The organism is Mucilaginibacter phyllosphaerae (genome assembly GCF_004378255.1).
Classification (GTDB): domain Bacteria; phylum Bacteroidota; class Bacteroidia; order Sphingobacteriales; family Sphingobacteriaceae; genus Mucilaginibacter; species Mucilaginibacter phyllosphaerae.
On the sequence record NZ_SNQG01000004.1, the window covers coordinates 457,657 to 484,164 of the forward strand.

The 26,508-nt window shown below is 44.3% G+C and carries 27 protein-coding genes and 1 other RNA gene; 7 read left to right on the top strand and 21 right to left on the bottom strand.

What is annotated here, in order from left to right:
- Positions 1–27: 27 nt before the first annotated feature.
- From E2R65_RS13120 to E2R65_RS13140, 5 genes are all read right to left on the bottom strand, one after another.
- Entirely contained in the window at positions 28–381 is a 354-nt protein-coding gene (locus E2R65_RS13120) for a four helix bundle protein (RefSeq protein ID WP_134336923.1), read from the bottom strand.
- 36 nt (positions 382–417) lie between these two features.
- On the bottom strand, positions 418–1,431 hold the full coding sequence (argC, locus tag E2R65_RS13125; RefSeq protein WP_134336924.1) for an N-acetyl-gamma-glutamyl-phosphate reductase: 1,014 nt from the start codon (positions 1,429–1,431) through the stop codon (positions 418–420).
- On the bottom strand, positions 1,412–1,813 hold the full coding sequence (locus tag E2R65_RS13130; protein ID WP_134336925.1) for a cupin domain-containing protein: 402 nt from the start codon (positions 1,811–1,813) through the stop codon (positions 1,412–1,414). Before E2R65_RS13130 ends, argC begins: the two co-directional genes overlap by 20 nt.
- Before the next feature lie 17 nt (positions 1,814–1,830).
- Positions 1,831–3,045: an argininosuccinate synthase gene (gene argG / locus E2R65_RS13135; RefSeq protein WP_134336926.1), complete on the bottom strand. Its 1,215-nt coding sequence runs from the start codon at positions 3,043–3,045 to the stop codon at positions 1,831–1,833.
- Between the two features lie 155 nt (positions 3,046–3,200).
- Positions 3,201–3,854, bottom strand: a complete 654-nt coding sequence (locus E2R65_RS13140; protein WP_134336927.1) for a GNAT family N-acetyltransferase — start codon at positions 3,852–3,854, stop codon at positions 3,201–3,203.
- A 462-nt stretch (positions 3,855–4,316) separates the two neighbouring features.
- On the opposite strand from E2R65_RS13140, the gene E2R65_RS13145 reads away from it, so the two are divergent.
- Positions 4,317–4,841: a 2'-5' RNA ligase family protein gene (locus E2R65_RS13145; protein WP_158285282.1), complete on the top strand. Its 525-nt coding sequence runs from the start codon at positions 4,317–4,319 to the stop codon at positions 4,839–4,841.
- 4 nt (positions 4,842–4,845) lie between these two features.
- Here the strand turns inward: E2R65_RS13145 and E2R65_RS13150 are convergent, their stop codons facing one another.
- From E2R65_RS13150 to E2R65_RS13205, 12 genes are all read right to left on the bottom strand, one after another.
- Positions 4,846–5,802: a YpdA family putative bacillithiol disulfide reductase gene (locus tag E2R65_RS13150; protein WP_134336929.1), complete on the bottom strand. Its 957-nt coding sequence runs from the start codon at positions 5,800–5,802 to the stop codon at positions 4,846–4,848.
- 103 nt (positions 5,803–5,905) lie between these two features.
- Positions 5,906–6,004, bottom strand: an RNA gene (gene ffs, locus E2R65_RS13155) — signal recognition particle sRNA small type.
- Between the two features lie 188 nt (positions 6,005–6,192).
- Positions 6,193–7,443, bottom strand: a complete 1,251-nt coding sequence (locus tag E2R65_RS13160; RefSeq protein WP_134336930.1) for a sulfate adenylyltransferase subunit 1 — start codon at positions 7,441–7,443, stop codon at positions 6,193–6,195.
- 87 nt (positions 7,444–7,530) lie between these two features.
- On the bottom strand, positions 7,531–8,436 hold the full coding sequence (cysD, locus tag E2R65_RS13165; protein ID WP_134336931.1) for a sulfate adenylyltransferase subunit CysD: 906 nt from the start codon (positions 8,434–8,436) through the stop codon (positions 7,531–7,533).
- Positions 8,433–9,152 (bottom strand): phosphoadenylyl-sulfate reductase, encoded by a 720-nt coding sequence (locus E2R65_RS13170; RefSeq protein WP_134336932.1) that lies wholly within the window; start codon positions 9,150–9,152, stop codon positions 8,433–8,435. The genes cysD and E2R65_RS13170 overlap by 4 nt, the downstream gene beginning before the upstream one ends.
- Positions 9,152–10,666 carry a TSUP family transporter gene (locus E2R65_RS13175; protein WP_134336933.1) on the bottom strand — a complete coding sequence of 505 codons (1,515 nt, stop codon included), beginning with the start codon at positions 10,664–10,666 and terminating at the stop codon, positions 9,152–9,154. The genes E2R65_RS13170 and E2R65_RS13175 overlap by 1 nt, the downstream gene beginning before the upstream one ends.
- Positions 10,644–11,432: a uroporphyrinogen-III C-methyltransferase gene (gene cobA / locus E2R65_RS13180; RefSeq protein ID WP_134336934.1), complete on the bottom strand. Its 789-nt coding sequence runs from the start codon at positions 11,430–11,432 to the stop codon at positions 10,644–10,646. The genes E2R65_RS13175 and cobA overlap by 23 nt, the downstream gene beginning before the upstream one ends.
- Entirely contained in the window at positions 11,429–13,522 is a 2,094-nt protein-coding gene (locus E2R65_RS13185; protein WP_134336935.1) for a HEPN domain-containing protein, read from the bottom strand. The genes cobA and E2R65_RS13185 overlap by 4 nt, the downstream gene beginning before the upstream one ends.
- A gap of 495 nt (positions 13,523–14,017) precedes the next feature.
- Positions 14,018–15,412, bottom strand: coding sequence for an arginine decarboxylase (locus E2R65_RS13190; RefSeq protein WP_134336936.1), 1,395 nt, complete (start codon positions 15,410–15,412; stop codon positions 14,018–14,020).
- Between the two features lie 807 nt (positions 15,413–16,219).
- On the bottom strand, positions 16,220–17,143 hold the full coding sequence (ctlX, locus tag E2R65_RS13195) for a citrulline utilization hydrolase CtlX (protein ID WP_183500351.1): 924 nt from the start codon (positions 17,141–17,143) through the stop codon (positions 16,220–16,222).
- A gap of 90 nt (positions 17,144–17,233) precedes the next feature.
- Entirely contained in the window at positions 17,234–18,676 is a 1,443-nt protein-coding gene (locus tag E2R65_RS13200; protein ID WP_134336937.1) for an arginine deiminase family protein, read from the bottom strand.
- Between the two features lie 103 nt (positions 18,677–18,779).
- On the bottom strand, positions 18,780–19,376 hold the full coding sequence (locus E2R65_RS13205; protein WP_134336938.1) for a 2'-5' RNA ligase family protein: 597 nt from the start codon (positions 19,374–19,376) through the stop codon (positions 18,780–18,782).
- Positions 19,377–19,448: 72 nt separating this feature from the next.
- Between E2R65_RS13205 and dinB the strand changes: the two genes are divergently transcribed.
- Positions 19,449–20,633 (top strand): DNA polymerase IV, encoded by a 1,185-nt coding sequence (gene dinB, locus E2R65_RS13210; RefSeq protein ID WP_134336939.1) that lies wholly within the window; start codon positions 19,449–19,451, stop codon positions 20,631–20,633.
- A 149-nt stretch (positions 20,634–20,782) separates the two neighbouring features.
- Here the strand turns inward: dinB and E2R65_RS13215 are convergent, their stop codons facing one another.
- From E2R65_RS13215 to E2R65_RS13230, 4 genes are read right to left on the bottom strand one after another with little or no spacing between them, the layout of a single operon-like run.
- Positions 20,783–21,304 (bottom strand): GNAT family N-acetyltransferase, encoded by a 522-nt coding sequence (locus tag E2R65_RS13215; RefSeq protein ID WP_134336940.1) that lies wholly within the window; start codon positions 21,302–21,304, stop codon positions 20,783–20,785.
- 3 nt (positions 21,305–21,307) lie between these two features.
- Positions 21,308–21,898, bottom strand: a complete 591-nt coding sequence (locus E2R65_RS13220) for a hypothetical protein (RefSeq protein WP_134336941.1) — start codon at positions 21,896–21,898, stop codon at positions 21,308–21,310.
- Positions 21,885–22,382 carry an RNA polymerase sigma factor gene (locus E2R65_RS13225; RefSeq protein WP_134336942.1) on the bottom strand — a complete coding sequence of 166 codons (498 nt, stop codon included), beginning with the start codon at positions 22,380–22,382 and terminating at the stop codon, positions 21,885–21,887. The genes E2R65_RS13220 and E2R65_RS13225 overlap by 14 nt, the downstream gene beginning before the upstream one ends.
- A 43-nt stretch (positions 22,383–22,425) precedes the next feature.
- Complete coding sequence (locus E2R65_RS13230; protein WP_134336943.1) at positions 22,426–22,953, bottom strand: hypothetical protein; 528 nt, start codon at positions 22,951–22,953, stop codon at positions 22,426–22,428.
- A 140-nt stretch (positions 22,954–23,093) separates the two neighbouring features.
- Here E2R65_RS13230 and E2R65_RS13235 point away from each other — a divergent pair, with 140 nt between their 5' ends.
- The 5 genes from E2R65_RS13235 (at position 23,094) to rpmA (ending at position 26,309) form a co-directional block, all read left to right on the top strand.
- On the top strand, positions 23,094–24,470 hold the full coding sequence (locus E2R65_RS13235) for a dicarboxylate/amino acid:cation symporter (protein WP_134336944.1): 1,377 nt from the start codon (positions 23,094–23,096) through the stop codon (positions 24,468–24,470).
- 118 nt (positions 24,471–24,588) lie between these two features.
- On the top strand, positions 24,589–24,870 hold the full coding sequence (locus tag E2R65_RS13240; protein ID WP_134336945.1) for a four helix bundle protein: 282 nt from the start codon (positions 24,589–24,591) through the stop codon (positions 24,868–24,870).
- Positions 24,871–24,942: 72 nt separating this feature from the next.
- Positions 24,943–25,446, top strand: a complete 504-nt coding sequence (locus tag E2R65_RS13245) for a hypothetical protein (protein WP_183500350.1) — start codon at positions 24,943–24,945, stop codon at positions 25,444–25,446.
- Positions 25,447–25,514: 68 nt separating this feature from the next.
- A complete protein-coding gene (rplU, locus tag E2R65_RS13250; protein ID WP_134336946.1) occupies positions 25,515–25,823 on the top strand; it encodes a 50S ribosomal protein L21 in 309 nt (102 codons plus the stop codon).
- Positions 25,824–25,874: 51 nt separating this feature from the next.
- Positions 25,875–26,309, top strand: coding sequence for a 50S ribosomal protein L27 (gene rpmA / locus E2R65_RS13255; RefSeq protein WP_134336947.1), 435 nt, complete (start codon positions 25,875–25,877; stop codon positions 26,307–26,309).
- Positions 26,310–26,508: the final 199 nt, after the last annotated feature.

The following is a 26,508-nucleotide window of genomic DNA, read 5'->3' on the forward strand; positions in this document are numbered from 1 at the left end:
AGTAAAAAGTTACGAATAGCTTCATTCCTAATTTCTTACTTTTTTAATCAATGAAATTAACATTGCTTTAATCTCATTGATATGTTGTGAATGAATATTATAAAGTTCGAGATTAATAAAACCCAGATCTTTAGACAGTAAAATTAAATACTCAACTTCATGAGAAGAGCCTAAAGCAATTTGTAAATAACTTGCAAAATCTTTTGATGTAAATCTGCCAGTACCCTCAGCGATGTTTGTTGGTATTGAAGTTGAGGCACGTTTTAATTGGCTTACCAGATTAAAAGCTTCGTCTTTTGGGAAAGAAGATAATGTACCGTAAATACCAACCACAAATGCATGTGATTTTTGCCAAACTATTAGTTCCTTATAATCTTGCATTTCTTACTTTACACTTTCAACTTTTAAACTTCAACTTTAAAAACCGGTTGCCTTAAGTCGTAAACCTGCGCGTTCGTCCAAGCCGAACATGATGTTCATGTTCTGTACGGCCTGGCCGGATGCGCCTTTAAGTAAATTATCCATAATGCTGATAATGAATATCTTATTATCATGTTTTTTAACCTGTATAAAACATTTGTTGGTATTCACAATTTGTTTCAGGTCAATATCTTTATTAGTTACATGCGTAAATGGATGCCCGGCATAATAGGCCTGGTATGTTTTTAAGGCTTCCGCTTCGCTCAGGTCGCATTCGGTATAAATAGAAGCAATGATACCGCGTGTAAAGCCACCACGATACGGTACAAAATTTATAGCCCCCCAGCCTCCTGAAGGGGGCGTAAAAGCACTTGCAGCCTGGTTAAGTGACTGGCCAATCTCGCCCAGGTGTTGGTGGTTAAATACTTTATAAACCGATAGGTTGTCGTTACGCCAAGTAAAGTGCGAGGTAGGCGAAAGGCTTTGCCCTGCGCCTGTAGAACCTGTAGTTGCTGTAATATGCACCTCGTTTTTTAACAGGCCTTTTGCTGCCAGCGGTAATAAACCCAACTGCAGGCAGGTAGCAAAGCAGCCGGGGTTGGCAATATTTTCAGCAGTTTTAATAGCCTCGCGGTTTAACTCCGGCAGGCCATATGTGAATTTTTTATTTTTAAATGCTGCATTCTGGCTTAATCTAAAATCCTGGCTCAGGTCAATTACCTTAATATGATCGGGTATTTGGTTAGCCTCTAAAAACTTTTTGGCATCGCCGTGGCCTACGCATAAAAATAACACATCGATATTAAAAGCCAATTCCGCAGCGAAGGTAAGGTTGGTATCGCCAAAAAGATCGTGATGCACATCGTAAACATGGTTGCCGGCGTTGCTGTTGCTGTGCACAAATACGATCTCTGCATTGGGGTGATTGATGAGTATCCGCAGCATTTCGCCACCGGTATAACCGGCGCCGCCAACAATACCTGCTTTTATTTTAGAGGTTGATTCTGTCATTTTTTGTAGATGGGTAAGAATACAAAATAAATTCAAGGTCGGCCGTATCTTTATTGCTGATGAAGTGCTTTTGCCCCGGTAACACCAGGATGCCCTGTTCCGGCTTTAGCATACTTTCTATACCATCAATGGTCATTACGGCACGGCCTTTTAAAATAAAAAACATTTGAGTTGCTTTTTCGTGATAGTGAAGCTGCTCGGCGGTATCCGGCGGCATCAGTTCCTGCTTTACAGAAAGTTCATCCGTGTCAACAAAGTTCCAGCCGTGGCAATCATCGCCCCAACGGTACTGGCTCAGGCATTCACCCCGCGAAAAAACAATAGCCCCCCCGCCCCCTAAAGGGGGAGTAGAAGTACCAGGAAGGTTATTCAAATTTTCCATTTTCTAATTTTTTTAGCTTATTCAGCTCCCCCTTCAGGGGGCTGGGGGGTATTTACTTTATGATATATCATTACCTGGTTACCGAATATTTTGCTGAAACCTTTAACATCTTCGCCGCTCCATGAATTGTTCATCTCGCCGTAGCTGCCAAATTTGTTGCTCATCAGGTCATGGTCAGATTCGATGCCTACCACCTGGAAACGGTATGGATGCAGCTCTACAAACACCTTACCGCTAACATTCTTTTGTGTATCGGCAAGAAAAGCCTCTATGTTCCGCATAATTGGGTCATGGAACTGCCCCTCGTGCAGCCAGTTACCGTAAAACGAAGATAACTGGTCTTTCCAGGAAAGCTGCCATTTGGTTAACACATGTTTTTCTAAGGTATGGTGTGCTTTAATGATCACCATTGGTGCGGCAGCCTCAAAGCCTACGCGGCCTTTAATACCGATGATGGTATCGCCCACATGGATATCGCGGCCAATGCCATAAGGCTGTGCAATAGCCTGCAATGCCTGTATGGCTTTGGTAGGGTGATCGTATTTTTTATCATCTATCCCAATCAGTTCGCCTTGTTTAAATACCAGTTCTAAATTTTTAGGGGCTGATTCGGTAACCTGTGTTGGCCAGGCTTCTTCTGGCAGGCCTAAGTTAGAGGTAAGGGTTTCTTTACCACCAACAGATGTGCCCCAGATGCCTTTATTGATAGAATACTTTGCTTTTTCAAAGTTCATTTCAACGCCGTGTTTCTTCAGGTATTCGATCTCTGCTTCGCGGCTAAGTTTTAAATCGCGGATGGGGGTGATGATCTGCACTTCGGGTACCAAGATGTTAAAGATCATATCAAAACGTACCTGGTCGTTACCGGCGCCGGTGCTGCCGTGGGCTACAGATTCGGCACCAATTTCTTTGGCGTAATTAGCAATGGCCGTAGCCTGGCTAACACGCTCGGCACTTACCGAAAGGGGGTAGGTATTATTTTTTAACACGTTACCGTAGATCAGGAAACGTACACAGGTGTTATAAAAGTTCTCGGTTTCGTCAACCACGTGGTGCGATGTAACACCCATCTGGTAAGCGCGTTCTTCTACACCTTTAAGTTCATCATCGCTAAAACCGCCTGTGTTAACAATTACCGAGTGAACCTCGTAACCCAGATCGCGCGTTAAATAAATGCAGCAAAATGAGGTATCTAATCCGCCGCTGTAAGCCAGTACTACTTTCTTTTTCATGTTGTGTTTACCGTAGAGGCGCGATACTTCGCGCCTTTATGTACATTATATTAATTCCCCCTCAGACGCGAAGTACCGCATCCTATCAATTTGTTTAAGACGCGAGTTATCGTCGTGTTTCTATCAATTCGTTTAAGACGCGAAGTATCGCGCCTCTACGATAAAGAAACCATTTTCTCTAATCGCTTTTTAAAAGCTGCTTCTATACGCTCCAGCAATGTTGCTTTGTGCGTTATCTTCTTCATCTTTTCTTCGTATTGCTTCTGCACGGCTTCCGGATCGAAAAGCATGGCGGTGCACATGCAGTTCTTGCGGTCTTTGCTCATTAAAATATCATAATTAACGCAGCTGCGGCATCCTTTCCAAAATTCTTCATCCTGGGTAAGTTCCGAATAGGTAACCGGTTCGTAGCCAATCTCTGAGTTGATCTTCATCACAGCCAAACCCGTGGTTAAACCAAATAGCTTGGCCTCGGGGTATTTACTGCGCGATAATTCAAAAATTTTATGCTTAATGGCTTTGGCCAAACCCGTTTTACGAAACACCGGATTTACAATTAAGCCCGAGTTGGCCACAAAATCGCCGTGGCTCCAGGTTTCGATATAACAAAAGCCTGCCCAGGTGCCATCTTTATGCAGCGCTATTACCGCCTTGCCTTCCAGCATTTTATTGGCTACGTACTCCGGCGAACGCTGGGCGATACCCGTGCCGCGTGCCTTGGCCGACTCTGCCATTTCATCACATATCATCACCGCATAATCTGCATGTTGTGCAGTTGCTACGGTTATGTCAAAATCTTGTATGGTCATTATAATAGAAAAATTACCGTTAAATTATTGGCATTTGAGGCCATAATAATCAGAGGGACATTGCTTAAAGAAGTTTAAAAACAACTTCTTTATTTGGGGCAGATTAAAACCTAATTCAAACCCGGGGGATGAACACCCTTCGTCGGCTGGGAGGGAATAACAAAACAAAAGAAACTAAAGCAGCGGCAACCTGGGTAAAAAATGCCCGGTTATCCATTCTGTTTATGTTTTGTTTGATCATTTTATGTAAAGTATTATACTTTTTAAATTTTGTGCAAATTATTGCATTAAATTTTACTTATGCAAGAAAAAACTGTTATAATTTGCACGTGCGCACAAAACATTACAATTGTGCAATACTGCAGTAACATTTAACAAATGCAGATAAGTTAAAAAGGTGCTTTAAAATGCCCCATAGCATAGTATGTGCATTTGTAAAACCATCAGCTGTAAATGATAACCATGCAAACAACAAACCCGCTTTTACTAACGCTGAATATCGATACTGATGCGCAGCAATTTTTTAATGATCTGAGAAAACAGTATTTCCCTGCCGACAGGAACTTTCTGGATGCGCATCTGATGCTTTTTCATCAACTGCCGCCTCACGAACCGAAGATTATGGAGGATATTGAAACTATTGTTCAAAAGCATCAAAATATATCTTTGCAGGTTTCCGGCTTATCCAGTATTGGTAATGGCGTGGCTTACAAGATAGAGAGCGGCCCTTTGCAACAATTACATAAACAGCTGCAGGTGCTTTGGGCGCAGTGGCTTATCCCGCAGGACAAAAATAAATTATGGCCGCATATCACCATACAAAACAAAGTTAAGCCGGATGCTGCCAAAGCTTTACTAAATCACCTATCTGCCGGGTTTATACCGTTTGCAATGCAGGGCACCGGCCTTAGCCTTTGGGAATACCAGGGAGGCCCCTGGCAGTTTGTACAAGAATTTAATTTTACCGGGGCAGCAAACCAAATTTAAATCATCATTGCTTCCGCATGATATCTGCAATGATCAGTTCTGCATGGATGCGCGAGTTTTCGATGAACCATAAATGGGTATCTAACCCGCCGCAAACTACTCCTGCTAAATACAGCCCCGGTTGGTTGGTTTCCATCGTATCCGGGTTATAGGTAGGGATAAATTTATCTTCTGTTAATTCAATGCCGAGTTTTGCCAGAAAATTAAAGTTGGGTTTATACCCTGTCATGGCCATTACAAAATCATTGGGGATGGTAACTTTACCATCGGGTGTATCAACATCTACCTCGGTTTGGCGTACCGCCGACAGGCTGGAATTGAAAAAGGCCTTAATGCTGCCTTCTTTTATCCGGTTAATAATATCCGGCCTTACCCAATATTTAACGCGGCTGCTTATCTCTGCCCCCCTAACCACTAAAGTAACCTCCGCACCTTTGCGGTAGGTTTCTAAAGCTACATCAATAGCCGAATTACTGCTGCCTACTACAACAACCTTTTGCGCGGTGTAATAATGCGGGTCCTGGTAATAGTGCTTTACTTTTGGCAACTCCTCGCCGGGGATATCCAGGTTAACGGCAATATCATAAAAGCCGGTAGAAAGAATTACTTTTTTAGCCTGATAAGTTGCCTTGCTTGTCGTTATTTCATAACCGCTATCCGCAGGTTTAACATTAGTTACTTCTTCAAATAAATTTAAAGGCAGGTTGTTAGATAGCGCAACCCTGCGGTAATACTCCAGGGCATCGTTACGGGTGGGCTTGTTATGCACGGTTACGAAGGGTACGCCGCCTATCTCCAGTTTTTCTGATGTGGAGAAGAACGTCATGGTAGCGGGGTAGTTGTATAACGAATTTACCAGGCAACCCTTCTCTACAATCACAAAGCTTAACCCGGCTTTTTGGGCCGCCAGTCCGCAGGCTAAACCAATGGGGCCACCGCCAATAATAAGTATATCAAGCATAATTGCGAAGATAGGCAGTTATGCTTTACAAAATATCGAATAATGAATGCTGAATGTAAAATTCCGAAGTAAACCTTATGGGAGCGAAAACAGGGCAAAAAAAATGGGATAAGCTACTTTTATCGCGCCGCTCAACTCTCTACCCTTGCTGCGTTCCCACCCTGGGGGAGTTCAAGAGGAGCTGGCCGTAAAAGACTTATCCCGCCGCAAAGATAGAAAAAGGATGCATTTTAGGTTAAGAAATTATTAAAAAAGGAAATTGTGTGGCAGGATGCTTGATTATCAGGAAGATTGATTTAGATATAAACGCAAGAACCCTGTACGGTTTGCACCTCGTACAGGGTTATCTTGCCTCACTTAACAGTATATAATAATTGCTTATTATTCTTTTTACGCTACCGACCCGCGCAGCAGCAGCGCGCCTACGGTTACGTTGGTGCGGCTATCAATAATAATTGCGCCGCCGTTTGCCTTATTTACTTCATAGGCATCAAAGGCTAAAGGCTCGGCGGTTTTGATCACAATGCGGCCTATATCGTTCAGTTTAAAATCCTCATCAAAATCTTTATCAAGCGTGTTGATGTTTACTTTGTACAAGATCTCGCGTATCTTACAGCGGATGGTTTTGGTATTGTGCTGCACCAGGTAGGTGAGCGATGGATCCAGCGGGCGGGTATCCATCCAGCACAGGTCGGCCTCTATCACGCTGCTTAATTGGGGCTGCCCGGCGCTGTTTACGATGATATCGCCGCGGCTGATATCGATATTATCCTGCAGGTGGACGGTTACCGACATGCCTGCCAAAGCTTCCTCCGGCTGTTTATCATACAATTCAATTTTTGATATTACCGAGCTGAAGCCCGATGGCAAAACCGTTACCTTATCGTTCACCTTAAACGCCCCGCTGGATACACGGCCGGCATAGCCGCGGTAATCATGCAGTTCGTCTGTTTGCGGCCTTACCACCCATTGCACCGGCAGGCGGGCATGGGCCGATGAATCATCAATGGTGATCTCTACCTGCTCTAAATGCTGCAGCAGGCTGTCGCCGGTGTACCAGCCAATGTTGGCGGATTGGTAAACAATATTATCGCCTTTTAGCGCACTAACCGGTATATAGGTAACCTCATTCAGGCCAACTTTTGCGGCCAGCTTTTTATAATCGGCAACAATATGGTTAAATACATCTTCGCTGTAGTTAACCATATCCATTTTATTGATACAAACCACCACTTTGGGAATCTGTAACAGCGATACCAAAAACGAGTGGCGGGTAGTTTGCTCGATAACCCCCTTGCGGGCATCTATCAAAATGATAGCTAAACCGGCATTGCTGGCACCGGTAACCATGTTGCGCGTATATTGAATGTGGCCGGGTGCATCTGCAATAATAAATTTGCGTTTATCGGTTTCAAAGTATTTGTATGCTACATCAATGGTAATACCCTGCTCGCGTTCGGCCTTTAAGCCGTCGGTTAAAATTGCCAGGTCGATGGTGCCATCGTCATTTTTACGGTTGGATGCGTGCAGGGCCTCCAACTGGTCGGCCAGAATGGCTTCACTATCGTACAGCAAGCGCCCTATTAACGTGCTTTTGCCATCATCAACACTACCTGCGGTTATAAATTTTAGTATATCCATTGTTGGATTTTAGATATCAGATTTACGATTTTTAGATCTTTACATTCAAAAAGAAAAAGCTTTTATCTTTCGCCTTTTACCCTTCTTTTAAAAGTATCCCCCTTTTTTTCTGTCTTCCATAGCGGCTTCGCTTACTTTATCGTCCATACGGGCGCCGCGTTCGCTTATTTTTGAGGATGCTATCTCATCGATAATGTCATCAATTTCAAAAGCGTATGATTCTACAGCTGCAGTACAGGTCATGTCGCCCACGGTGCGGAAACGTACATTTTTGCGTGCTACCACATCCGCCTCGTCCATATTCAGGAATGGCGATGCAGCCATTAATTGCCCGTTGCGGGTAATACAATCGCGCTGGTGCGCAAAATAAATAGTAGGCAGGGGGATGTTTTCGCGGCGGATGTAGTTCCAAACATCCAGCTCGGTCCAGTTGCTTATCGGGAACACGCGCACATTCTCGCCTTTATGGATCTTACCGTTGTAAATGTCCCAAAGTTCGGGGCGCTGGCGTTTGGGGTCCCACTGGCCAAACTCATCACGTACCGAAAAGATGCGTTCTTTAGCGCGGGCTTTCTCCTCATCGCGGCGTGCGCCACCAATACAGGCATCAAAGCCATGTTTGGCAATGGTATCTAACAAAGTAACCGTTTGCAAAGCGTTACGGCTGGCGTTTTTGCCTTTCTGTTCTATCACTTTGCCTTCGTTAATGCTATCCTGCACGTGGCCAACAATCAGTTTCTCGCCAATGCGGGCAATCATATCATCACGATAGGTGATAGTTTCTTCAAAATTGTGCCCGGTATCAATATGTACCAGCGGGAAAGGGAACTTACCCGGGCGGAAGGCCTTTAATGCCAGATGCACCAGGGTGATAGAATCTTTACCACCGCTGAATAGCAGCGCAGGTTTTTCGAACTGCCCCGCTACCTCGCGCAATATATAAATGGCTTCTGCCTCTAATTCGTCCAGATAATCTAACCGGTATTTGCTCATTCTTTTAAATCATTTAGCTGTACTGCATGTAACCCACATTCTTTTTTGCTTTGGTCTTCCCACCACCAGCGCCCGGCCCTAAAATCTTCGCCGGGTTGTACCGCCCTGGTGCAGGGCAGGCAGCCAATACTGGGGAAACCCTTATCATGCAAGGTATTGTACGGTATATTATATTGTTTGATGTAAGCCTTTACATCCTCTAAATTAAAATTAAAAATAGGGTGGAATTTGATCAGTTGATTACCCTCGTCCCATTCTACATCGCTCATTTCCTCGCGGTTAGGCGATTGCTCTGCACGGATGCCGGTTATCCAGCATTGGTTGCCTGCCAAAGCACGGTGTAAAGGTTCTATCTTACGGATACCGCAGCACTCTTTACGGTTGGCTACAGATTCGTAAAAGCTGTTTGGCCCTTTGGCGTTCACCATATCCTGCAGCTTAGTATTATCCGGGTAGTAAGCGTAGATAGGCTGTCCATAGATCTCCATCGTACGGTTCCACACATAATAGGTTTCGGGGAAAAGGCGTCCGGTTTCCAGCGTAAAAACTTTTATCGGGATATTGTTGGCAAATATCATGTGCGATATTACCTGGTCTTCCCAGCCAAAACTGGTAGAAAACACGATCTCGCCGGGAAATAACGCAGCTAAAGCCCGTAAAGCCTCAACCGGGTTTTTCCCGCTTACTAATTGCGATATGTAGTTTATATCTGCCATTAGAAAGGTAGGTGAGTTAAAAATTTAAAAATACTGCGGATGCTAATAAGGATCACAATAACCGCAACCGAGAGCATGATGGCTTTTGCCGAGATCTTATTAGAGATCCGTGCGGCAACCGGCGATGCCAGCGCGCTGCCGATAACCAAGCCGGCTACCGCATCCCAATGCCCGCTGTTAAGCATGGTAATAAATGTAAGCGACCCCATCAGCGCGATAAAAAACCTGGATAGTTTTACCGTGCCTAAGGAAAAGCGGGGGTGACGGCCGCCTGCTATTAAGGTAGACAGTACAATAGAACCCCAGCCGCCGCCGCCAACGGCATCAATAAAACCGCCGCCTAAACCCAATAACGATATGCGTTTTATTTTTGGCGTGGTACGCTTCTTTTTAATATTCAGCGCTTTTGTGAAAATAACCGTACCCAATATTAAGGTGTAAACCGATACTACCGGTTTGGTATATTGTGCATAATGCTCTAACGAGGAGAGTAAATAGGCGCCTGTAACTGCGCCAATGATGCCGGGCAGCAGTAATAACTTAAATAGTTTCCAGTTTACGTTGCCCATGCGGTAATGCATCCAGCCGGCAATTCCGTTGCTCATGATCTCGGACAAATGCACACCCATACTTGCCGAAGCAGGAGGAATGCCCATAGATAAGGAGAATGTGGTTGAGGTTACCCCGTATGACATGCCTATGGCGCCATCTATCAGCGCAAAAACAAAACCTGCCCCCAAAAAGTAATAAAACATGGGGGAGATGTTCTCTACATAGTTTTTAAAGGATGGGTCTTTGGTCCAAAGTACAGCGATGGTAAGGCCCAGGAAAACCACAAAAGTTGCCCAAACCAATAGTTTGATATTGTTGTTGCTCGGCGCTTTTTTAGGTCCGAGCAGTATTTCGGTTACGCGGTTCAGTTCTTTTACCTTGTAAGTAAAATCGCCGGATAGGGTGTTACGCACTTCGGCCATTTGCTGCAGGGTTATATCCAGTTCGCCGGGCAGCGATTGGTTTAACACCTCTTTTAAGCGTTTGGCAATGGTTGGCGATTTACCGTTTGTTGAGATGGCAATCTTTAAGTCGCCCTTTTGCACGATAGAACCTAAATAGAAATCGCAAAGTGCTGGCTTATCGGCAACGTTGATTAGTAGTTTACGGTCATGTGCCGATTGGCGTACATATTTGTTCAGCTCGCTGTCATCGGTTGCGGCAATAACAATATCGGCGGCATCCAGATCCGTATCAGCAAAAGGTTTTTGGATGATGTTTACCTGCGGGTATTGGGCAACAAGTGTATGCAACTGGGGCAAAAACTCCTTGGCAATAATGGTAACAGCAGCAGCCGGGCTATTGTTAAGCAGGGCCGTAAGCTTTTCTAAGCCAACATTGCCACCGCCAACCAGCACGGTATGCAGGTTATTCAGCTTTAAAAACACCGGGAACAACTGGTTACCCTGCGCCTCTGCCGGCCGAACGTCTGTTAAATTATTATCCTTTGGCAACAACGTCATAAACTTCTTTTACCAATTTAAATGTTGGATGTAAGGAAACCACTTCGCCTAATACGATTAAAGCCGGGGAGGTGATGCCCTGCTCTGCAGCTAAAGCCGTAATGGTATCCGCTACGCCAACAACCACTTTCTCGTTTACAGTAGTGCCGCTTTGTATTACGGCTACAGGTAATTGTCCTTTGCCTTCATTTTTAAAGATCTCCGCTATTTTAGCCAGTTTGTGGATGCCCATCAGCACCACAATAGTGGCGTTGGTTTTGGCGGCATCGTACAGGTCTGCAGATATTTTACCATCGGTTGTGGTGCCGGTTATCACCCAAAAGCTTTCGCTTAAACCACGGTGCGTAACCGGGATGCCTTGCAAGCCCGGCACACCTATAGAACTGGATATACCCGGTACTACCTGTGTAGGAATGTTAAATTCGGCAGCAAAATCCAACTCCTCGTGGCCCCGGCCAAATACAAAGGGGTCGCCGCCTTTAAGGCGCACCACATGGCCGTAGTTAAGGGCGTAATCAACCATTAAACGGTTAATATTATCCTGCGAAAAAGAATGATCGCCGGAGCGTTTGCCTACATAAACCTTTACCGCGTTTACCGGGGCAAATTCTAAAATTTCATCATTCACTAAAGCATCATACAATACCACATCGGCAGTTTGCAGGGCTTTAATGCCTTTCAGGGTGATGAGTTCTGCATCTCCGGGGCCTGCGCCAACAAGGGTAACACGTGCTTGCTTTATATTATCGGTATGGTTTTGTATCATGATTGCAACACTGCCTCTCTCTTTGCTTTTACAGCCTCTAAAAAATCTGTAGCCTGTTGCTTGTAGGCAGTGGCAAATTCTTCAGAAGGCTCATTTTTATTTATCTGTAGTGCCAGATCGTTAAAGGTGCCGTCAAGCGCCAGTTCGGCGGTTGCTACATAGTTGTTATCAAATTCTTTAATTACGCCGGTTTGGGTGCTGCTGTTTACGCCTTTATCAAGTAACAGGGCTTTTGCCGCGCTGATCATGGTGTTGTAGGAATGGTATATCGCATCTGCCCATAAACCTTTGGCATAAGCGCCATTTGCCCAGCCCAGCTTTTCTTCACTTTCGAATAACAGGGTGGCAACCAGATCTATAATTACACCGGCACACTCGCCCACACCAATGGCAGATACGTAGGTTTCCTGGTGGCCCCAGTCTACAAACTCATCTTCGGTTAAGGTGGTCAGATCGGCCAGGGGTTTTAGCAGGCGGTAGAAATAATCCTTGCCCTGCCTGTCGTAATAGGCATGGAAGGTCTCATTTTCACCCGAAAAAGCTTTATAATCGTCCAAAATCGCCCGCAGAACGTCCGTGGCACGTTTGGATGGTACTTTAATTACGCGTTCTGCGGCGCGGCCTTCGCCGTTACCTACCGTGCCGCCACCCAGCATCACCTGTACCGATGGCAGCACTTTTGCACCCGCTTTTAATGAGCTGCCGTGAAACCCGATATGCGCCAAACCGTGCTGGCCGCAACTGTTCATACAACCACTTATTTTGATCTTGATCTCGCGGTTGTAAATAAAATCTTCATATTCGTTATAGATCACATCTTCCAGCACCTTAGCCATGGTCATGCTGTTGCTGATGCCCAGGTTACAGGTATCGGTACCGGGGCAGGTAGTTACATCGGCCAGGCTATCAAAACCCGGCGCTGCCATATCTAAATTGTGCAGGCCGGCATATAAGGCAGGCAAAGCGTCTTTACGTACATATTTTAACAGCAGCCCTTGATTTTGGGTGATGCGGATCTCATCGCCCACGTAAGGTTTGATGGCTGCAACCAGTTTGCGTGCGGTGGCTGTTGGTATATCACCCACAGGCACTTTTATATATACACCGTAAAAACCTTGCTGTTTTTGCTCAAAAACGTTGGTTGCCAGCCATTGCTCGTAACGGAGCGGGTTGGCTATTTCTGTATCGCTATAAGTAATATCTTCCGGTAATTCTGGTTGCGGAACGGTATCACGGTTTATTTTGTAAGTTTTAACTTTTAAGGCAGTGCGTTCTTCATTGGCCAGGCGCAATACCTCATCTAAACCTATCTTTTGGATCAGGTATTTTAATCGAGCCTTGTTACGGTTGTTGCGCTCGCCGTGGCGGTCAAACACGCGGATGATGGCTTCTATATAGGGTATCAGCTGATCTTCCGGCAGGAAATCTTCTACCGGGCTTGCCAGCAGGGGTTGTGCGCCTAAGCCGCCACCCAGCAGTATTTTAAATCCTCGTTCGCCGGTTTCATTAATTTTGGGTATTGCACCAATATCATGGATATAAGAGAACGCCGTGTCTGCATCACTTGAGGAGAATGCGATCTTAAACTTACGGCCCATTTCCTGGCAGATGGGGTTGCGCAGAAAATATTCGAACGTAGCCTGTGCATAGGGCGATACATCAAATGGTTCCAGCGGATCTATCCCTGAGGTAGGCGAGGAGGTTACATTCCTGACCGTGTTACCGCATGCTTCGCGCAGGGTAATATCATCCTGCTCCAGTTCGGCCCATAGCTGTGGTGTGCGGTCGAGGCTTACATAGTGGATCTGGATATCCTGGCGGGTGGTTAAGTGCAGGTTACCGCTGCCATACTCGTCGGCAATGTCGGCAATTTTTAACAGCTGCTTAAAGGTTACTTTACCGAATGGCAGTTTAATCCGCACCATTTGTACGCCCGGCTGCCTTTGGCCATATACGCCACGCGCCAGGCGCAGGCTGCGGAATTTTTCGTCGTGGATCTTCCCCTCACGAAACGCACGGATCTTCTTTTCCAGATCAATGATGTCCTGTTCAACTATAGGGTTCTCCAGCTCTGTTCTGAAGCTTTGCATATCGGTACGTTATTTAGTCTTATCTCAAAAAAAAGCCTCTTCTGCTGCGGCTGAAGAGGCGAATATCATTTATTACACATTTACAGCCATGATCTATCTGTACGCATACAGCAGTTAATCAGGTTGTTATGATATGTAAAGCCTATTTGTTCCATTTCTATTCCCCAAATATATATATAGTATAGGGGATTAGTAGAATATATTTTAAAAAAGATGGTTTGTGATGTTGGAATGACGAGGGAATTTTAAATTGGATGGAAGGAAAGAATAAGGGTTTGTGCTTTTATTAACGTTAGTCGGCTCATCGCCTCAGGGGCTACTTCTTTTGTAAATGAATTTTATTTTTTGTCCTGAGCGATAGCGAAGGATCTATTAATGAATTTGCATATAAGTTACTTGGTGGTAAATAGATACTTCACTATCGTTCAGAATGACAAGGCTTAAACAAAAAAGCACCGCTTTGCAGCAGTGCTTTTAAGATATGATTAGCACATATTAGGTAGTATAACCCAGTATCTTTAATACTTGCTTGCTGTTTTGTTCTTCGCCAAATACCTCAAAATTAAATGTTTCATCGCGGTTGCGGCGGATGATAACATGCTTGGGCGATGGCAGCAGGCAATGGTGGATGCCGCCATAACCGCTTAATACTTCCTGATAGGCGCCGGTGTTAAAGAAACCCATGTATTGTACCTTACGGGTTTTAGGCATGTACACACTGTTCATGTGTGCTTCCTGGTTGTAATAATCCTGGCCATCGCAGGTGATACCGCCTAAATTTACACGCTCGTATTCGCTATCCCAGTTGTTGATGGGTAAAAGCACATACTTTTGGTTCAATGCCCAAACATCCGGCAGGTTAGTGATAAATGATCCATCCAGCATCAGCCATTTCTCACGATCATTTTGTTGTTTACGGCCCAACACTTTGTACAGGATGCCCGATGCTTCGGCTACAGTGTATTTACCAAACTCGGTAATAATATCCGGTTCCATCGTATCGTGCTCTGCGCAGATCTCTTTGATCCGGCTTACGATCTCGTTGATCATGTACTCGTAATCAAAATCAAACACCAGCGAATCTTTGAAAGGCATACCGCCGCCAATATCCAAGGTATCCAGGGCAGGGTTTATCTTTTTAAACTTGCAGTAAAGGGTTACGTATTTCTCCAGCTCGTTCCAGTAGTATGGTGTATCAGAAATACCCGAGTTGATAAAGAAATGCAGCAGCTTTACCTGAAAGTTGGGGTTCTTCTCTATTTTAGTATGATAAAAATCAATAATATCTTCCATACGTACGCCCAAACGCGAGGTATAGAATTGCGAATCGGGCTGCTCTTCTGCCGCTATACGGATGCCCAGGTTGCATGGGGTATCCATCTCTACCTCATCATCGTACAGGTTAAATTCTTCTTTATTATCCAGCACGGGGATGATATTGGTAAATCCATCGTGCAGCATATCAATAATATACTGTTTGTACTGGAAGGTTTTAAAGCCGTTGCATATCACGGTAATATCTTTGCTCACCGCACCCTTTTTCTCTAAGGCTTCTATCATCGGCATATCAAAGGCCGACGATGTCTCCAGGTGGATCTCGTTCTTTAGCGCTTCTTCTACAATATGCTTAAAGTGCGAACTTTTGGTGCAATAGCAGTATTTATAAGTGCCACGATAATTGTTTTTGATGATAGCCTGCTGAAAAAGCAGCTTGGCCTGCTGAATTTTCTTGCTGATGATGGGCAAATAAGTAAAACGCAGGGGCGTGCCATACGTTTCTATCATTTCCATCAAATTAAGGTCGTGGAAGTATAATTCGTCCTCTATTATCTCGTAACCATCCTGTGGGAAACCAACGCTTAGGTCAAGAAATTCCTGGTAACTCTGCATCTATTAAAATTTTGGCAAAAATGTAATTTTTTAACGGATTTTTTATTAAAATGTTGGGTGTATTTTATAGATGGATTGTAATTTGTTTGGGGCGCTCATTGTATTTGCAGGGTATGTACTGATAAGCCTATCGGAAGCATCAATCAAGCGTACTTGCATCGTGCCTTGCAATAGCGGTGCTTTCTCTACTGGTTCAGGTTAGCATAGCGTAACCCGGACCTGAAAATTCTGTAAGCTTTCAGCTTACACAAGCAGCATGCTTGCCCGGGTTTTAGGACGAAGTTGAAAACTTCGACCAGTGAGGTTTCAACATGTCATGGTGAGCCTGTCGAACCATTAGCCGCTTTGCTAAGTCTTCGACAAGCTCAGACTGACATGGTGTTTGTGTCCTGGTGAGCCTGTCGAACCATTAGCCGCTTTGCTAAGTCTTCGACAAGCTCAGACTGACATGGTGTTTGTGTTATGTGAGCTTGTCGAACCATTGCCGCTTTGTTATTCTTCGACAAGCTCAGACGGACATGGTTTTTGTGTCCTGGTGAGCCTGTCGAACCATTAGCCGCTTTGCTATTCTTCGACAAGCTCAGACTGACATGGTGTTTGTGTCATGGTGAGCCTGTCGAACCATTAGCCGCTTTGCTATTCTTCGACAGGCTCAGACTGACATGGTGTTTGTGTTATGTGAGCCTGTCGAACCATTAGCCGCTTTGCTATTCTTCGACAGGCTCAGACGGACATGGTATTTGTGTTATGTGAGCTTGTCGAACCATTTGCCACGCGTTATTGTTGTGACAGGCAGATTACTAACCGCTAATCTCTGACCCCCAAATGCACCTCTGCCATCATACACCTGGCGCTGCCACCACCATTGGTTTCGATGGTATTGATATCAGCATAAACCAATTTGCCGTATTTTTCTAAAGCGGTTTTTTGCTCGGCTGTTAATGATGCAAATGCCGCTTGCGACATTACCACCAAAGTTTCGCCTTTATCATTTCTTACCTCCAGCATATTACCGGCGAAGTGGTTCATCTGATCGAAGGTAATAGCAACGATCTCTTTTCCTGCCGATCTGATAGAATTGATAACTGATTCTTTTTCAATACTATTAATTATGCTATCTAAACAGATTACGGCGAACTTGCTGCCGATGGCCATCAGCACGTTGGTATGGTAAATGGCCTGTCCGTTTTGGTCAAAGGCATCAAAGGTTACTGCTTTATAGCCGGTGTAATCACAAAAGGCTTTCAGTACTTCTGCATGGGTACGGGGCGATAGGCAGGCATAGGCAATTTTGTTTTCCCTATCCAACACCATACTGCCGGTGCCCTCTAAAAACTCATTGTTTGCTTCAAACCTGCTCAGGTCAATTACATGGTTGGCTTTGAATTTTTCTTCCAACTGCCGGATGATATCTTCACGTCGTTCTAACCGGCGGTTTTGGGCCTGCATCGGGTACAAAAAAATGTCGCCGTTATCATGAAAAGATACCCAGTTATTCGGGAAAATAGAGTCGGGGGTATGCGGCTCTGCCGTATCACTAATTACGGTAACGTTTACGCCGTTATCGCGCAGTACATTTACAAAGCCGTCAAATTCCTGTACAGCTTTTTGCTGCACGGCCTGCTGGTCGCTCCCTTGTTTCTGGAAGGCGTTACTCCCTGCCGTTTGCGCGTTAAAGCCAAACGCCACCGGGCGTATCATTAATAGGTTGTTGGTAGATTGTTGGGTCATTGTCTGAATCAGAATTTACAGGATTTTAAAATTTACAGGATTGGGTCACTGAATACATTCTCATAATTCATTAATTCTGAAAATTCTGATTCAGACTTTATCCCTGTTCAGCGGCATGCTCATACAGTGGAAACCGCCGCGGGCGCGAGATAGTTCGGCGCTTGGCATCAGTATCAGGGTATCCGTCATGCTTTGCGGGTTAAGTTCGCCGCTTTCAAATTTGGGCAGCAGGTCGGTAACGTGGATCACCTCAAAACCGCTTTGTTTAAAGGCCTCTACCGTTTTGTCATTACGGTCGTAACCTACCACAACGCCATCCTTTAAAGCCAGCAGGTTGCAGCTATCCGTCCATTGTTCGCGGGCGTCATAAGGGAACTCGTCGTTACCGGAGTATATAAATTTGGTTGGCTCGGTGCTTTCTAAATCCTTTTGGCTAATGTTGTCCAGCAGGTCTTCCAGCGTATTAAAAGTTTTTGGCTTTTTATCTTTTCTAAACTGTACTATTTCGGGCTTGTCCTTATTCTTTTTATCGGCAAACCAGGCAATAGGCTCACGCTGCGATTGCTCTGTTTCGGTAATGGTTAATGATCTTAACAGCACCCACACATTACGTTTTACCTGCGTAAAAACGGTATCTATGTGCATGTAATCGCGCTTGTGCGGTATTTTTACGATGGATACTTTAGTAACTACATCACCCTCCAGTAATAATTTAATAGCTTCATTTGCACCGCTGATGGAAGTACGCTCGCTGCAGCCGATGATCAAATGTTGCGGACTAACCATCATTACATCACCACCCTCTATGGTAGTTTTCTCTTCATTAACCTCGCCGGGGCGTAAAAAGTGCTGCTTGTTTTCAGAGATCTCGATGATGTTATCCCGGTAGGCTGCAAATAACGGGTGGTTGAAGAATATGTAGCGCATCAGCAGCGTTTCGCGTGAGCGGGCTTTTTTAGCGGGCCTGTTCAGCAGTATGTGGTTGTTGATGGTTATCCCAAGGTCACGCGAAAATATCAGGTTGGGGATAGGTGCAAAGATCATGGTATCATCCGCCAGCGAGCCGGAAATGAAGATCTTGGCCAGCTCTACAGGATTGGTATTAATTAGTTGCAGCTGCATGCGGTAATTGCAGCTTTCTATAGCGCAAACGGCCGCTACCAGTTTTTTGCGGATATCGGTTTGCTGCAGAATATCACTCAGCAGCGTTTGGATCTCGATAACCCTGGCAGAGTTATGGAAACCTGCATTATCCGGCTTGAAAAAATCGCGGTTGGCCTCAGGGCTGTCTATTTGGTTTAGCTTGCCATGTATCTTATCCGGATCTAAAAAATATAGCAGCAGCTTTATATAATAATCATACTCTTTGCGGCGCATGGTGTCCAGGTGCACAATATCTTCAAACAGCCAGTCCTGGGCTTTTGAGGGTACCACTTTACCCAGCCCGCTGTCAGGGCTATGCACTAAAAGGGTACGCAGGTTGCCAATTTCAGATGTTACATCTATTTTAAAATCCTGGTCATTAAGTATCATAAATGGTTATAAGAGGAGCAAATCTATTATTTTTAGTCGGGAATTTATAGCGCTGTAAGCTACAATCGGGGCGTTTGCAGCAGGTGCAGTAAATTAAGTAATGTTAAAACAAGCCTATCTGTTTCTTGTCTTCTGCATCAACGGTTTCAAAACCCTTAATCCCTCTAAACCTAAAGGTTTTACAGGGTTCCCATTTTGGGGAGCCGCCGAAGGTTTCGCGCTTTACAATTTTCAGTTCGCTGATCCAAAAAGGCTCTACCAGCTTTTTGTGGCGAAAGTGAGGCCATAGCGTATTAAAATCGGCTTCGGGGATATCCCTTACCACGGTAATATGTGGTACCAGCATTTTTTTAATACCGAGATTTTTTCTGAGCAGCGTAAACCAGGCATCCACGGCAGGCGTAATGCGGATGTGTGCGTAAATAGTGTACCGGCTATGCAAATGGGCAAAATATTTAAAACCGTCAATATGCAGCAAAACCGGTGGCATCATGTGTAAAGCCTGTTGCATGCGGGCTATGGTATGTTCGGCAAAGTAAGGTTTCTGGCGCTCTGCATGCATAACAGAGATATGCGCAGGCGACTCCATACTTTTAAAATTACCAATGTGTTTTGCCGATGCCTTTTTGTATTTATCAACAAGCTCTTTAACAGGTTCGGGCGGCGAAAGCAGGAAGAGATAGTCGGCATAGCTGGTCATAATTAGTATAGATTATCGGCACAAATTTTACTAATTATTTTAGCAATTCAAATTATATTTTGATATTTGTGTATGGATGCAAAGCGGCATATCGTACATATCGACCTGGATTCGTTCTTCGTATCTGTAGAGCGTAAATTCAATCCGTCGCTCATCGGCAAGGCTGTTATTATCGGCGGCTCGGCAGATAGGGGCGTGGTGGCATCCTGCAGTTACGAGGCGCGTAAGTTTGGCGTACATTCGGCCATGCCCACGCGGCAGGCGCTAAAGCTTTGCCCGCATGCTATTGTGATCCACGGCACACACGGGCGTTATTCAGAGGCATCGCGCGAGGTTACGCAGATCATCCACAATATGGTGCCGCTTTACCAAAAATCGTCGGTAGATGAATTTTATATCGATCTAAGCGGTATGGAGCGCTTTCATGACCCGTTTAAACTGGCTTGTGAACTGCGCCAAAAAGTGATAAGGGAAACCGGGCTGCCCATTTCCTTTGGGATGGCATCGGGCAAAACGGTGGCTAAAATGGCTACCAATCAGGCTAAACCAAACGGGCAGCTTTGGATACAGCACGGGCAGGAAAAGGCTTTTTTGGCGCCTTTAAATATCGGTAAGATCCCCGGACTGGGCGAAAGTACCTGCCAAAAGCTTTACCAATACGGTATCGAAAAAATTGGCGATCTGCAGCGTGTTAACCTTAAGTTTTTGGAAGCGGTGTTTGGCAAGATGGGTACCTATATTTACAACAAAGCCCACGGTATTGACGATAGCGAGATCATCCCTCACAGCGACCGTAAATCTATCTCTACCGAGCATACTTTTGAAAGTGATGTAAACGATAAACGCACGCTCGAGAATATATTGGTAAGCATGACCGAAGAACTGGCCGGCAAACTAAGGCGGGAAAACAAGGTGGCATCCTGCCTGGCTATCAAGATCCGTTACGCCAATTTTGAAACGCACACCCAGCAAACTAAAATAGCACTTACCGCGGCAGAGCATATCCTGATACCGGGCATCAAAAACCTGCTGAACAAGGCCTGGAACCGCCACCGGCCCATCCGCCTGATAGGAGTAAGGCTCAGTAACCTGTGCCCCGGCAGTTACCAGATCAACCTGTTTGAAGACAATGAGGAGCGCATCCGGCTTTACCAGGCGATGGATAACATCAATTTCAGGTTTGGCGATAAAACGATTTGCCGCGCCGCAGGGATGGAAATAGGCGCCAGAACGTTTAATCCTTTTTTGAAGGGATAGGGATTTTAGATGTGCAGATTTGCGGATTATATATATTAACTACAAAGTACGTGTTTGCGAGGTACGGAGCAATATCCTGATTAGCTGTCAATATGCAAAACGTTCATGAAAAGTTTAGAGATTGCTTCGTAATGACGCCGCTGTAAGCGCTACAACTCTTTTTTCATTAAAATATCTGTTTGCTCATCGCTGCCCAGCATAAAGTTATGACTGCCGAAGGGCCCAAACCCCTTGATTTTATAAAAACCGATAGCTTTGGTGTTGTGTTCCCACACGCCAAGCCAAATGTACTTAAGCTGCCTGCTGGTAGCTTGCTGCATGGCAAACTCCATTAGCTGTTTACCAACCTGCTGCCCCTGGAAGCTGTTTAAAACATAGATCCGCTCCACCTCCACCGCATGAGCATCTTTTAATTCGGTTTGGGCAGCGTTGTAATTGAGTTTTAGGTAACCGGCAACAGCGCCGCCAACCAAAGCAAAATAAAATTCAGAATCGGGGTTATTTAATTCCAGCTGTATTTTTGGTAGTGTGAACGCAGCAGCGGCGTAAGCCTCCATATCTGCCGGATTGTTTTGATGCAAAAAGGCATCAAAAAAAGTGGTCCTGCTAAGTTCCAGCAGGGTAGCTGCATCCTTAACATTTACTTTAGAGATTTGAATGTTGTTGGGCATTTATCAATCAAATTGCCCTTGCAGGCGTTCTAATCGGTCTATCATCAGGTTAAGTTTCTCTTCCTCGTTTTTTATCATCCTGGGTTTAATGTAAAAAGTAGTGAACATAAACCATAAAAAGGTTGAGCCGTAGGTTATCAGCTTAAAATACAGCGGTGCATTCTCCAATACTTCCACAAAATATAAGCCCAGGCCGGCGCTTAAAAGCAAAATATAGATATAGTAAAACCAGCCGACAACCTTGCTGCGGTTGCGCTGATATTCTTTAAGGCTGCCCAGGTAAGCCGATGGGTTTTGGGTCAGGTCATGCTTTTTTAAGATATGATAATGCCTTAATATCATGCTGAGGTACATCACCATGGTCAATACAATTATTAAGATACCAATAGTAGTGGCCGGCGATTTAAACGCCATAAAAAACATAATTATAAATGCACCGGCAATGGTAGCTATCATGGTTACAATAGCCCAGTAAATGCGGTTAGTTAAACCGCGTACGCCGCTTTTTACCTGTTTAAGCACTTCATCTACCGATAAAGGCTCCTTTTTTGGCTGCGCCTGCCAAACCGACATTAAATGATCAAAGTCTTTCATGCTGATTGTATAACTCTGTCAATTTTTGTTTAATGCGATAGATCTTCACCCTCAAATTCCCTTCTGATATGCCCGAAACGTCTGCAATTTCGGGGTACGGCACCTCATCCAGTACCAACGTAATAATAATTCTTTCAGATTCTTCCAGTTTGGATATACACTTGTACAACAAGGCTACCTGCTCGTTCTTTTCCGAAAATACTTCGGGTTTATTTTCGGCAATGGCCGGGGTCAGTTCGTCCTTCGCCTGGCGTTTTTCTGATCGTAGATAAGTTAAACAAGTGTTTACCGCTATGCGATAGATCCAGGTAGAGATGAGCGCCTGGTTACGAAACTTGTGCAGGTTTTGCCAAACTTTTAAAAAGGTTTCCTGCAGCAGGTCGTTTGCCGCATCGTCATCGCCGGTATAACCATAGCACAAATGGTAAATTTTCTTTGAATTAGCTTCGTAAATTTTCCGGAAAGCGTCTTCTCTGTCTGCCACCTGATTAGTTAATTTTTAGTTGGACAAATTAACGCCATAAAAGTTACAACAGGTAACTTTTTTTATTAAACCAGGTTAATTTTGCTTCTGCATCGTCCAGAAGTTTGCTATAGTCCTGGCTATAATCGAATTGCAGGTCCTCATGCAGTTTGCCTATCAGCGTTTTTATCTTTTCAATTTGCCTTACCAGTATCAAACGGATAGGTTTATGCGAGGTTTGCCTGATGACGTACTGTAAAAAATTCTGGCAAAAATTCAGCAGCAGCTCAATTTCGGCCGTTTTGTTGCCGATGAATTTGGTGTATTTGGTGAGCATCTTCAAGATCTTGCGCAGGCCTTTAGCCGTAAAATAACTTTGTGACGGCAGCTGGCTAAACATAAATCCTGCTTCGGCCTTTATGCTCTCTACAAAGTCCTGTTCGTTGTGGGCGTCGAACAGCAGGTAGGCCAGCAGTTCCTTATTTTCTTTTTTATAACGTACCAGCCGCAAGCATAGTTCGGTAAGCTGCTCCTGCGGTATATGCTGAAGTTCTTTTTTTATTTGCTGCAAACCATAGGTAGTGATACTCATATATCTGTAAAGTTTTTATAGCCCCATATCATCTCCCGGTGATGAGCCGGGAGCGTTTAAATTCCCCTAACTTTCCGCAGGTGGCCGGGGTTGAGGCTAATCGTTTTAAATTTTGTAGTTTTACCGCACCAACTAAACACATGCAGAAAAGTAAACTTACCCTGTACATATTTTTAGCGTTAATATTAGGTGTAATTGCCGGTTATATTTACAATGCTACCGTAATAAACAATATTAATACCAAGATAAGCGCCGCCGAGGTAAATATAAAAACAATAGACCAGCAAATTGCCGCTACTGCCGATACAACTACCGCAAGCTTTAAGGCATTAAAAAAAGAGCGCGTTGCCCAGGTAAGCATCCGTAAAGAAAACGATACCGCCCGCGAGGATAAACTGGTTGGTTTTACCATTTTAAGCGATATATTTTTACGGCTGATAAAAATGATTGTGGCGCCATTGGTATTTACTACGCTGGTAGTGGGTGTTGCCAAAGTGGGCGATATTAAATCTGTTGGCCGTATAGGGGGTAAAACGCTGTTGTGGTTTTTAAGCGCTACGCTGGTATCTTTATTACTGGGTATGGTGCTGGTTAACTTTTTTAAACCCGGCCAGGCCATGCACCTGCCTTTGCCGGATAGCCATTTATCTACCGGGATCCAAAAAACGGCTCTTTCGCTGCGCGATTTTATCGGGCATGTTTTCCCTAAAAGCTTTGTAGAATCTATGGCCAATAACGAGATCCTGCAGATCGTGATCTTCTCGCTGTTCTTCGGGGTGGGCACTGCCGCCATAGGCGAAAAGGGCGAAGTGGTTATTAAAGCCATGGATGCCATTGCACACGTAATTTTAAAGATAACCGGCTATGTAATGCAGCTGGCACCCTTAGCCGTATTTGGCGCTATTACGGCCATTATAGCTAAACAAGGCTTAGGCATATTATCTACTTACGCCATTTTTATTGGTGAGTTTTATTTTTCGTTACTGATACTTTGGCTGGTGATCATCCTGGCCGGCTCGGTGGTTTTACAGGGGCGTGCCTTTAATTTGGTTAGCCGCATCAAAGATGCCATGCTGATCGCTTTCAGCACATCTACCAGCGAGGCCGCCTACCCCAAAGTGTTGCTGGAACTGGAGCGCTTTGGCTGTAACAACAAAATTGTAAGTTTTGTACTGCCGCTGGGCTACTCTTTTAACCTGGATGGCTCTATGATGTACATGACCTTTGCTTCGCTGTTTTTAGCACAATCCTATAACATTCACTTATCTTTTGAGCAGCAGCTGTCTATGCTGCTTATCCTGATGCTTACCAGTAAAGGTATTGCCGGGGTGCCGCGCGCATCACTGGTGGTAATTGCCGGTACCATCTCTATGTTCAATATCCCCGAAGCCGGTTTAGCACTGTTGATCGGTATCGACCCGCTGCTTGATATGGGCCGTTCTGCCACCAACGTTTTAGGTAACGCCATGGCTACCGCCGTAGTAAGCAAATGGGAAGGTGAACTGAGCAATGATTGAGTTATTGAATTACTGATTTCTTAATTAGTGAATTTTAAAATTAATCATTTATTGAATTAGTGTTTTTTTATCTGGGGTTTAAGTGATTACTTTTGCTGTTCTCATACATTAAAAATAAATGGCAGACGCTGATAAAATGAACTTTGCTGAAACGTTTAAAAACCAGACAAAAAAGTTTGTTGTAGATCATATTAAATTTTACAGGACATTGCCTAAAACCGAAGAGGCAAAAATAATAGGGAGGCAATTGCTACATTCTTCATCATCTGTAGGGGCAAATTACAGGGCGGCTTGCAGGGCCAGTTCACAGGCCGAGTTTCATTCCAAGCTTTCAACCTTGGTGGAAGAAGCTGATGGATCAATGCTTTGGATGGAAGTATTAATAGAAGCTGATTCTTAAGATCAGCTCTGCCTCCTGCAAAACAGTTTCAAAATTCACTAAATCATTAATTCGCTAACTCACTAATTATAAATGAGAACCCGTTCTAAAAAAATATTCCTGATCATGAGCATTGTGGTGCCGTTTTTACTGTATTGCTTTTATTATTATGGTATGATGGTTAAAAACGCTCCATATAAGTTTTCTGAATTTCAGTCGATACACTTTGAATACGGCTTTGGCGACACGCTGAACAATATATACGATTCTAAAACAGGGGAGTACCAGTTTGTGAACCGTCGCGATTCGCTGGTAAAAATAAAGCTGCGTTTAAGTAATGACGATCTTTTATACCTGCATCGTAAGGCTGCCGACCTGGGGTTTTGGGATTTCCCGGCCAACGAATTGAATACGGAAGCAAAGGGCCGCGTGCCCCGGTATTTAATACAATTCAATTATTTGCGCAAAAGTAAAAAGGTAATGTACGATGCATCGTACAACGGCGAAGAAAAACTGAAGGATGCCAACGAGCGGCTGATCAAAGAAATTCAAAAGGTTTTGAACGAGGCCGAAGCCCGCCAAAGAAATAGTAAATAGTGCATTGCTTTTGTTAAAAACAATGCATATATTTGCACCTCAAAATTTAAAACAATAATTAATCAACAATGTACGCAATAGTAAGTATAGCCGGGCAACAATTCAAAGTTGCGAAAGACCAGCAGATCTTTGTACACCGTTTACAGGGAGATGAAGGCGCTAATATTGAATTTGACAATGTGTTGTTAGCAGAGAACGAAGGCAGCTTCAAATTAGGTTCTGATTTGAAAAGCGCTAAAGTATCGGCTAAGATCGTGTCTCATTTAAAAGGTGATAAAGTAATTATCTTCAAAAAGAAACGCAGAAAAGGTTACCAGAAAAAAAATGGTCACCGTCAGCAATTTACCAAGATCGAGATCACCGGTATAACATTATAATTAAATTTTAACCGATCCGATCAAAATTTGGGTCACAAAAGAAATTAAGAAATGGCACACAAAAAAGGGGCCGGTAGTTCAAGAAACGGCCGCGAATCACATAGCAAGCGTTTAGGTATCAAAATTTTCGGTGGTCAGCCAGCAATTGCAGGTAACATCATCGTTCGTCAGCGTGGTACCAAACACAACCCGGGCCTTAACGTAGGTATCGGCAGAGACCACACTTTATTTGCATTAATTGCGGGTAATGTAGTATTCAAAAAGAAAGCAGATAACCGTTCTTACGTTTCTGTTATCCCTTTTGAAACTTCTGCGGTTGCAGAAGATGCAGCTCCTGCTCCGGCAGTTAAAGCTGAAACCAAAACTGTTGAAGCAGCACCTGTTGCCGCAGCAGAAGCTGAAGAAGCTCCTAAAGCAAAAAAAGCAGCAGCACCAAAAGCTAAAAAAGAAGCAGCACCTGATGCTGAAGAAGCCGCTGCTGAATAATTAAGCAAAAGCTAAACATATTAAAAAAGCCCTTATCTATTTGATAAGGGCTTTTTTTGTGGGCCTCTCCACTAAGCTTAAAGCTTACTTATAGCTTTGACAACCTTTAAAAAGTTGTCAAAGCACAAATTACTCTTATCTATTTGATAAGGGCTTTTTTTGTGGACCTTTCAACAAAACTTGAAGCTTACTTATAGCT

Excerpts from the sequence above, each read along its gene's own strand:
- E2R65_RS13215 (WP_134336940.1), bottom strand. The coding sequence starts at position 21,304 with ATGCCCAACAACATTCAAATCTCTAAAGTAAATGTTAAGGATGCAGCT.
- argC (WP_134336924.1), bottom strand. The coding sequence starts at position 1,431 with ATGACAGAATCAACCTCTAAAATAAAAGCAGGTATTGTTGGCGGCGCC.
- E2R65_RS13145 (WP_158285282.1), top strand. The coding sequence starts at position 4,317 with ATGCAAACAACAAACCCGCTTTTACTAACGCTGAATATCGATACTGAT.
- E2R65_RS13140 (WP_134336927.1), bottom strand. The coding sequence starts at position 3,854 with ATGACCATACAAGATTTTGACATAACCGTAGCAACTGCACAACATGCA.
- E2R65_RS13220 (WP_134336941.1), bottom strand. The coding sequence starts at position 21,898 with ATGAAAGACTTTGATCATTTAATGTCGGTTTGGCAGGCGCAGCCAAAA.
- E2R65_RS13245 (WP_183500350.1), top strand. The coding sequence starts at position 24,943 with ATGAGAACCCGTTCTAAAAAAATATTCCTGATCATGAGCATTGTGGTG.
- E2R65_RS13130 (WP_134336925.1), bottom strand. The coding sequence starts at position 1,813 with ATGGAAAATTTGAATAACCTTCCTGGTACTTCTACTCCCCCTTTAGGG.
- dinB (WP_134336939.1), top strand. The coding sequence starts at position 19,449 with ATGGATGCAAAGCGGCATATCGTACATATCGACCTGGATTCGTTCTTC.
- E2R65_RS13200 (WP_134336937.1), bottom strand. The coding sequence starts at position 18,676 with ATGATACTTAATGACCAGGATTTTAAAATAGATGTAACATCTGAAATT.
- rpmA (WP_134336947.1), top strand. The coding sequence starts at position 25,875 with ATGGCACACAAAAAAGGGGCCGGTAGTTCAAGAAACGGCCGCGAATCA.
- E2R65_RS13230 (WP_134336943.1), bottom strand. The coding sequence starts at position 22,953 with ATGAGTATCACTACCTATGGTTTGCAGCAAATAAAAAAAGAACTTCAG.
- E2R65_RS13235 (WP_134336944.1), top strand. The coding sequence starts at position 23,094 with ATGCAGAAAAGTAAACTTACCCTGTACATATTTTTAGCGTTAATATTA.
- E2R65_RS13170 (WP_134336932.1), bottom strand. The coding sequence starts at position 9,152 with ATGGCAGATATAAACTACATATCGCAATTAGTAAGCGGGAAAAACCCG.
- E2R65_RS13240 (WP_134336945.1), top strand. The coding sequence starts at position 24,589 with ATGGCAGACGCTGATAAAATGAACTTTGCTGAAACGTTTAAAAACCAG.
- E2R65_RS13150 (WP_134336929.1), bottom strand. The coding sequence starts at position 5,802 with ATGCTTGATATACTTATTATTGGCGGTGGCCCCATTGGTTTAGCCTGC.
- cobA (WP_134336934.1), bottom strand. The coding sequence starts at position 11,432 with ATGATACAAAACCATACCGATAATATAAAGCAAGCACGTGTTACCCTT.
- cysD (WP_134336931.1), bottom strand. The coding sequence starts at position 8,436 with ATGAGCAAATACCGGTTAGATTATCTGGACGAATTAGAGGCAGAAGCC.
- rplU (WP_134336946.1), top strand. The coding sequence starts at position 25,515 with ATGTACGCAATAGTAAGTATAGCCGGGCAACAATTCAAAGTTGCGAAA.
- argG (WP_134336926.1), bottom strand. The coding sequence starts at position 3,045 with ATGAAAAAGAAAGTAGTACTGGCTTACAGCGGCGGATTAGATACCTCA.
- E2R65_RS13160 (WP_134336930.1), bottom strand. The coding sequence starts at position 7,443 with ATGGATATACTAAAATTTATAACCGCAGGTAGTGTTGATGATGGCAAA.
- E2R65_RS13190 (WP_134336936.1), bottom strand. The coding sequence starts at position 15,412 with ATGCAGAGTTACCAGGAATTTCTTGACCTAAGCGTTGGTTTCCCACAG.
- E2R65_RS13120 (WP_134336923.1), bottom strand. The coding sequence starts at position 381 with ATGCAAGATTATAAGGAACTAATAGTTTGGCAAAAATCACATGCATTT.
- ctlX (WP_183500351.1), bottom strand. The coding sequence starts at position 17,143 with ATGACCCAACAATCTACCAACAACCTATTAATGATACGCCCGGTGGCG.
- E2R65_RS13185 (WP_134336935.1), bottom strand. The coding sequence starts at position 13,522 with ATGCAAAGCTTCAGAACAGAGCTGGAGAACCCTATAGTTGAACAGGAC.
- E2R65_RS13205 (WP_134336938.1), bottom strand. The coding sequence starts at position 19,376 with ATGACCAGCTATGCCGACTATCTCTTCCTGCTTTCGCCGCCCGAACCT.
- E2R65_RS13175 (WP_134336933.1), bottom strand. The coding sequence starts at position 10,666 with ATGACGTTGTTGCCAAAGGATAATAATTTAACAGACGTTCGGCCGGCA.